The sequence below is a fragment of the Halobacterium bonnevillei genome (assembly GCF_009831555.1).
Taxonomy (GTDB): Archaea; Halobacteriota; Halobacteria; order Halobacteriales; family Halobacteriaceae; genus Halobacterium; species Halobacterium bonnevillei.
The window spans coordinates 1-6,354 of sequence record NZ_WUUU01000166.1 but is presented as its reverse complement, the minus strand read 5'-3'; the positions used below and the strand labels follow the sequence as shown (position 1 = coordinate 6,354).

Genomic DNA, 6,354 nt, shown 5'->3' with positions numbered 1-6,354 from the left:
GCCAGCCGCATCACTCGCCGCCGCCGACCGCCGCGACGCGGAAGCCGCTCGGCGACGGCGGCGACCACGACAGCGCCTCCGATCCCCACCCAGAGCCACGGAATCCCGGATCCGCCTCGCTCCGGAGCGACCGACCAGTACCACGACAGCACCGGCGGCCGCCGCCAGTCTCCGCGTCCGACTGCCCGAGTTCGGAATTGTCCCCCAGTTCATACCTATGAGTCGAACGGAAGCATCATTCAGAGCGCCCCCAATTGTCAGAAACTGGGAACGTCCCTGCCTCCCGGACGGACGCCTGTCGCTGGACTCGGACGCAGGGTGACCGGGAGCGCCGTCGATCACGGACTCGGGGGGTCGCCGTCGTACGCGTCGAGGTCCGTGTAGAAGTTCAGCATCGAGAACCGGAGCTTCTCGGGGTCGATGTCCACGAGTTCGCGGCGGTCCTCCGGCGGGAACGTCGGGTTCACGGAGTACTTGCGCATCTCGGTGCGGCTGGCCCTCGTGTAGCGGCGGTCGACGAGCATCCGCACGCCGAAGTCCTCCGGGGAGCGGATGACGCGCCCGATTGCCTGCCGTGTCTTCCGGACGGTCGGAATCTCGACGGCGTACCGCCAGCCCGCGTCCTCGCTGCTGTGGCGGCCGCCGCTCCGGGTCTCCTCGCGGTCGCCGAACGTGCGGCCGTAGGCGTTCTGGACGGCTTCGGCGCGCTCGTCGAGGTGCGGATAGGGGACGCCGACCACGGCGACCGTGCGGGCGTCGTCGCCGTCGAAACTCACGCCCTCGGCGAGCGTCCCCCACAGCGACGTGAACAGCACGCCGTTCCGGTCGGCGACGAACGACTGCCGGAGTTCTTCGGCGCTCGTCCCGGGTTCGTCGAGGTAGCGCGCGGCGTCGACGCCCCCGTCTCGCGGGCGTCGCCCGCTCGACGATTCCGAGGCGCGTGGCGCCTCGCCCAGCAGATCGTGGTAGCGCTTGGCCTCCGCGTAACTCGGGAAGAAGAACAGGCAGTTCCCGGGCGTGAACTCGACGGCGTCGCGGAGCGCGCCCGAGACCTCCTGCTGGGTCGCGGGGTCCTCGCGGTTCGACGAGAACAGCGGCTCCGTGTCCACGGCGAACGTCCGGCGGCGCTGCTCGGGGAACTGGAGGCCGAACGCCATCGTCTCCGGGTCGTCGAGGCCGAGGACGTCCGCGGTGACGTCGAAGGGGCGCAGCGTCGCGCTCATCAGGACGCTGGCGTGGACGGCGTCGAAGAGGTCAGTGGTGACGTCCCGCGGGATGCACGTGTACAGTTCCGCGCGGCCGTAGACCTCGTCGGTGCCCTCGTCGCGGCGCACCGCCGCGGTCGGGTACTGGCCGAGTTCGTCGCCGTCCTCGACGTACGTCTCCACGAACTCCGCCGCCTGCAGGACGAAACACTCCCGGCGGGTCGTCGTCTCGCCGTTCCGGTACGCCTCGTCGTACTCCTCGTCGAGGGACTCTCCGAGCGCCAGCGCTTCGTCGACGTCTTCCTTGATGCCGGGGCCCGTGTACTGCTGGAGGAACGCCAGGGTCAGGTCGTCGCGCCGGTCGTCGTTCGCGACGGGGACGTCCTCCCAGTTCGCGCCGACCTCGGCTTTCACGCGGGCGGGGCCGTCGCCGCCCGGCCCGAACGACGACTCGTAGGTCGCCTCGAGCGCGTCCCGGAACGCAGCGACCACGCGTTCGGCGGCCGCTCCCCGGGCGTCGTCGACCTCCTCGAGCTCCGAGAGCGCGTTCTCGAGGGTGTTCTCCGTGAGCGTCTCCGTGGCGTGTTCGCGGGCGGCGTCCTCGATGTTGTGCGCTTCGTCGAAGACCACCACCACGTCCTCGGGGTCGCGGCCCAGCCAGCGGAAGAACTGCGCGCGGATTCCCGGGTCGAGCAGGTGGTGGTAGTTGCAGACCGCGAGGTCCACGCCCTCGATGCCGTCCTTCAGGAGTTCGTACCCGCAGACGCCGGCGTCTTCGGCGTACTGGTAGATGTCCTCGGGCGTGCGGACGCCGTCGTAGAGCCACTGGTAGAAGTCGTCGTTGTCGCCGGCGAGGTTCTCGTAGTAGCGCTCGCAGATGTTCCCCTCGCGGAGGTCCTCGAGGTCCGCGTCGACGGACGCGAGCTCCTCGAGGACGGCCTCCCGAGCCTCGGCGGCCTCCGCGTCGCCCGCCTGACTCTCCTCCAGGAGCGCCTGCTGGCGCTGTTCGAGTTCGCGCTTGTCGCGCTCGGCGTCGACGACTTCGTGGGTGTTGTCCCGGAGGACCTGGCACTCCTCGTAGTCGACGTCGATGTGGCACATCGACCCCTTCCCCTTGAACACGACGGCCCGGATCGGCGCGGCGTCGTGAATCTCGCGGGCTTCCCGGACGAACTGCCGCATCTGCTGGTGGACGTTCGTCGTGATGACCACTGTCTTGTTCGCCTCGCGGGCGTGCGCCAGCGCCGGCGCGAGCGCCGCGAGCGTCTTCCCCGTGCCGCAGGCGCCCTCGAAGAGGACGTCCCGGCCGGTGTCCAGCGCGCCCCGGATGATGTCCATCGCTTCCCGCTGGTTGTCGTACGGCGACGGCTTCGGGAAGTACTCCATGTAGTCGGGGGCGTCACTCGCGGCCACGATAGGGCTCGATTGGTCGGCACGCCGTATAAACGTCCGGCTCCGTGCGGCCGGAGTCGCGGGCTGTGTGGCCGCTATCGCCCCCTCCCGTTCGGTTTAGGGCGACCAAAACATATATTCGTGGTTGGGGCCCTACCGGAGCGTAATGGCAGTCACGCAGGACCACGAGGACGAGACCTCGACCCCCGAGGAGTCGGTCGCGGCGTTCCAGTCCTCGCCGGACCGGACCGTATTCACCGAGGCGGACAACCCCGACGGCTGGATCTCCACCGACCACACCGTCGAACTCGAACGATAACGCTGCGCTCGCTGACGGCTTCTCACTGCGTCTGCGGCTCCAGCGAAATCCCCGGCGTCGCTACTTCCCGGGTCGCGTTCGCCGAAAAACCGTGGTGGGTCAGGCTGCTGTCGACGGTCCGCGGCCGACGCCTACTCCATCGTGTCCGCGGTGACCAGCGTGTCGCCCTCGAGGTAGTGCTCGACGTGGTGGGCGTCCTCCTCGACCTGCACGAGGTTCTCGCGGAGGATCTCCGCGGTCGCGTGGTCGCCGAGGTTCTGCGCGAGGTCGACGTGCTCCCGCAGCGTCTCGATGATGTCGCCGTACATCTCGAGGTCGTTGGCGAGGGACGTCCGGATGTCGTAGACGTCCTCGTCCTCGGGCTCGACCGGCGACTCTGCTTCGAGCGTCGTCATGCTGGCGTGCGGGACGCCGCCGAGCGCCTGCGCGCGCTCCGCGAGTTCGTCGGCGAACGCCTCCGCGTTCTCGGCGGCGTCGCCGAGGAACAGGTGGAGGTCGCGGAACTCCGCGCCCTCGACGTTCCAGTGGTGCTTGCGCAGCTGGTGGTAGAGCACGTAGGTCGCCGCGAGGTCAGTGTTCAGCGCGTCGATAATCTGTTCGGCCTTCTGTTCGTCCATCCGAAGTCCTTCGGAACCCTCTACGTCGCCGGCGTGCTTCAGCACGTGCTTCTGGGCGCTCATAACACTCCTACGTTCGCTCGCTACCCACTTAAAGGTTCACCATGGAGAAATATAATTTTGGGCATCCAAAAATCAAATTCGCTCTTCTGTAGGTGATGTTGCTACTGTGGCTCGGCTTTGCGAGCGTCGGAGCGCGTGGCTGCCCGCTCCCCCCGCCGACTCACCCGCCGGTGTCCGTCATTCGGAGTTGGTATCGTACGCGATTGTCTGGCCGCAGTGGACGTACGTCTGCGTGCGCTCGGCCGACGACAGCTCGGGGTGATTCGTCGCCGCGTCGAACGTGATTGGGAGGCCCGCGCCGACGTACGGGATGCGATGGTCCTGCACGTGGAAGTGGAGGTGTGGTTCACTGGAGTTCCCCGAGTGGCCGCAGCGACCGATCACTTGCCCCCGCGTCACGTCCTCCCCGGGTTCGACGCAGACACTCCCCCGCTTCAGGTGAGCGAGGAAGCTGTACTCGTCTTCGGCGTGCTCGATGACGACGTAGTTCCCGGCGAGCCTGTACTGGAGCGGATCCACCCAGCCCGTGGTGCGATGGTGGTCGCGGTGACCATCTTTCGCCCGCACTACGGTTCCATCGGCCGGCGCCAGAATCGGCTCGTCGAAGCAGTAGAACGACTCCAGGCCGCCGCTGCCGTCGTGCGTTGCGCCGTCGTCGTCAGTGACGACGAAGTCGTAGGCGTATCGCTGCCGCACCGGGAACCACGAATGCGAATACCGCTTGTCCGGGCTCCCGTTTACGACGGTCCACTCACCGTCGAACGGTGGCCGGTACTCGACAGTCGATTCGAACGTCTCCGGCCTCGGAAGCCGGCCGCCGTGCCGGACGTACGCGACGACGGCGCCCGCCATCTGGAACAGCCCGCGGATCACAGTGTTCGGATGAACGACCAACGCCACGACCTGCAGCGTCTTGAGGGGGCTCGCCTTGTACCCCATCTGGATCCACGAACGCGGATCGTCCGCCTCGTAGACCGACGCCGAGCCCTGTGCTGTCCCTGTCAGGCGTCGGTGCAGTGAACGGACCCCGCTCCAGATTCCACTCAGCACCGTGAGCGCCGGCGGGACGAGGAAAAACAGGAAGAAGATGTAAAACAGCTCCGCGATCTCGAAGATGCTGTGCACGTGCTGGAAGGCTTCGAGAAATCCGAGCGGCCCAAGGAGGCCGAGCAGCAACGAGATGCGGGCGACCCGGTCCGCGAGCGCCTCCTCTGACGACGACGCAGCAGGGTGAGACAAAGACGACGCCATCGGTCCCGCAGTTCGTTCCCGTAGGGTTGTATACATTTTGGTGGCTAAAATTTGCGAGATACTAACGCCATACTTCGATTCCGCGGACGGTTTCGAGTGGTTAGTCCACGGGCTGGGAACGGCCGCGTTACTCTGCGGTTCGTCGAGGAGCGCGGCCGTACCCTCGTCTCCGGTGTAACTCCCAGCTACGGCTGCGACCTGTCCACAACCCCCGTATCCACCAGCGAATCACACGAAGGCGCCCGCTGTCCGGTGGAGACCGAACTCTCCGCGGTCACGTCCCGTCGTCGCTCTCGGGTTCGACGTACACCTTCGAGATTGCCGGATTCGCCGCTTTGAGCGCGTCCTCGAGCGCGGTAATGGAATCGTCCATCCCGTTGGTTTTCAGCCCGTCGTTGAACGCGAGGTCTGCCGTCACGATGATGTCGTTCGGGCCGAAGTACACCGTCCGGAAGCCTTCGATGGACGCCACGTCGTCCCACTCCTCGACGATCCGCCTGAGCTCGTCTTCGTCCGACTTCGGGAGGCTCTCCCCGAGCAGGAGGCGCTTGTTCTCCCACGCCAGCGCGACAGCGAACCCCATCAGCAACACCCCGATGAGTAGCGCCGCGGCCGCGTCGTAGACGTGGTCGCCGGTCTGTTCGGTGAGGAACACCCCGACCAGCGCCAGGCCCAGACCGAGCAACGCCACCGTGTCCTCCGTGAGCGCGGTCAGCGTCGTCGTATCGCTCGTCCGGCGAAACGCCTCCCGGAACCCGCTCCACCCGTGGTCGTTGATCTGTCGGCTCATCTCCGCGTACGCCTTCTTGAACGCGTAGGACTCGAACGCGATCCCGCCCAACAGCACGGCGTAGTTCACCCAGACGCCCGGGAACTGGAAGCCGAGGAACTCGGCCTGGGCCGACAGCACTCGGCCGTGCCCCGTCAGCGCGGAATACCCGTGTTTCGCGGACTCCCAGCCCGCGATGCCGAACAGCATCACGCTGACCAGAAACGAGTAGAAGAACTGCGCCTTTCCGTACCCGAACGGATGCGAGCGCGTCGCGTCACGCGCCCCGTACCGGATGCCGACCAGCAGGAACACCTGGTTCCCGGTGTCCGAGATGGAGTGATACGTCTCCGAGAGCATCGCGGGACTCCCCGTGAGCAGGAATCCGCCGAACTTCAGAACGGCGATCGCGCCGTTCGCGACCAGCGCGGCGAGCACGACGGACTTGCTACTAGCCATCCTCTGGGGGTTTCGTCGGCGGATACATAGGCATTGGCACACTCGAACGGGAGTCTTCGAGCACCGATACACACACGGGCTCGCACACCGTACCGGGGGTATGGCCGAGTACCGACCGGGTGCGTGCAACATCGGGCACGCGGAGCGGCGGAAACGCTACCTGTCCGGCGTCGCGGGGTTCGCCGCGACGGCGCTGCTCGTGGCGGGCGTCGCAACGCTTGACGCCTCGCGGACGTGGCTGCTCGCAGCCGTCGCGCCGCTGTTCGGCGGGTTTCTCGG

At 67.0% G+C, this 6,354-nt stretch carries 5 protein-coding genes; 1 reads left to right on the top strand and 4 read right to left on the bottom strand.

The window, feature by feature from the left end; genetic code table 11:
• Window positions 1-338 precede the first annotated feature (338 nt).
• Entirely contained in the window at window positions 339-2,591 is a 2,253-nt protein-coding gene (locus GRX66_RS15290; RefSeq protein ID WP_159527323.1) for an ATP-dependent DNA helicase, read from the bottom strand.
• Between the two features lie 172 nt (window positions 2,592-2,763).
• Here GRX66_RS15290 and GRX66_RS19605 point away from each other — a divergent pair, with 172 nt between their 5' ends.
• Window positions 2,764-2,916 carry a DUF7331 family protein gene (locus GRX66_RS19605; RefSeq protein ID WP_201293052.1) on the top strand — a complete coding sequence of 51 codons (153 nt, stop codon included), beginning with the start codon at window positions 2,764-2,766 and terminating at the stop codon, window positions 2,914-2,916.
• A 131-nt stretch (window positions 2,917-3,047) separates the two neighbouring features.
• Here the strand turns inward: GRX66_RS19605 and dpsA are convergent, their stop codons facing one another.
• The 3 genes from dpsA to GRX66_RS15275 all read right to left on the bottom strand — a co-directional run bounded on the left by dpsA (window position 3,048) and on the right by GRX66_RS15275 (window position 6,075).
• Window positions 3,048-3,596, bottom strand: coding sequence for a DNA starvation/stationary phase protection protein DpsA (gene dpsA, locus GRX66_RS15285; protein WP_159527322.1), 549 nt, complete (start codon window positions 3,594-3,596; stop codon window positions 3,048-3,050).
• A 177-nt stretch (window positions 3,597-3,773) separates the two neighbouring features.
• The gene (locus GRX66_RS15280) at window positions 3,774-4,847 is read right to left on the bottom strand and encodes a M23 family metallopeptidase (protein ID WP_159527321.1); all 1,074 of its coding nucleotides are present in this window, start codon (window positions 4,845-4,847) and stop codon (window positions 3,774-3,776) included.
• A gap of 274 nt (window positions 4,848-5,121) precedes the next feature.
• Window positions 5,122-6,075 (bottom strand): cation diffusion facilitator family transporter, encoded by a 954-nt coding sequence (locus GRX66_RS15275; protein WP_159527320.1) that lies wholly within the window; start codon window positions 6,073-6,075, stop codon window positions 5,122-5,124.
• Between the last annotated feature and the right edge of the window lie 279 nt (window positions 6,076-6,354).

Excerpts from the sequence above, each read along its gene's own strand:
- GRX66_RS15290 (WP_159527323.1), bottom strand. The coding sequence starts at position 2,591 with ATGGAGTACTTCCCGAAGCCGTCGCCGTACGACAACCAGCGGGAAGCG.
- GRX66_RS19605 (WP_201293052.1), top strand. The coding sequence starts at position 2,764 with ATGGCAGTCACGCAGGACCACGAGGACGAGACCTCGACCCCCGAGGAG.
- dpsA (WP_159527322.1), bottom strand. The coding sequence starts at position 3,596 with ATGAGCGCCCAGAAGCACGTGCTGAAGCACGCCGGCGACGTAGAGGGT.
- GRX66_RS15280 (WP_159527321.1), bottom strand. The coding sequence starts at position 4,847 with ATGGCGTCGTCTTTGTCTCACCCTGCTGCGTCGTCGTCAGAGGAGGCG.
- GRX66_RS15275 (WP_159527320.1), bottom strand. The coding sequence starts at position 6,075 with ATGGCTAGTAGCAAGTCCGTCGTGCTCGCCGCGCTGGTCGCGAACGGC.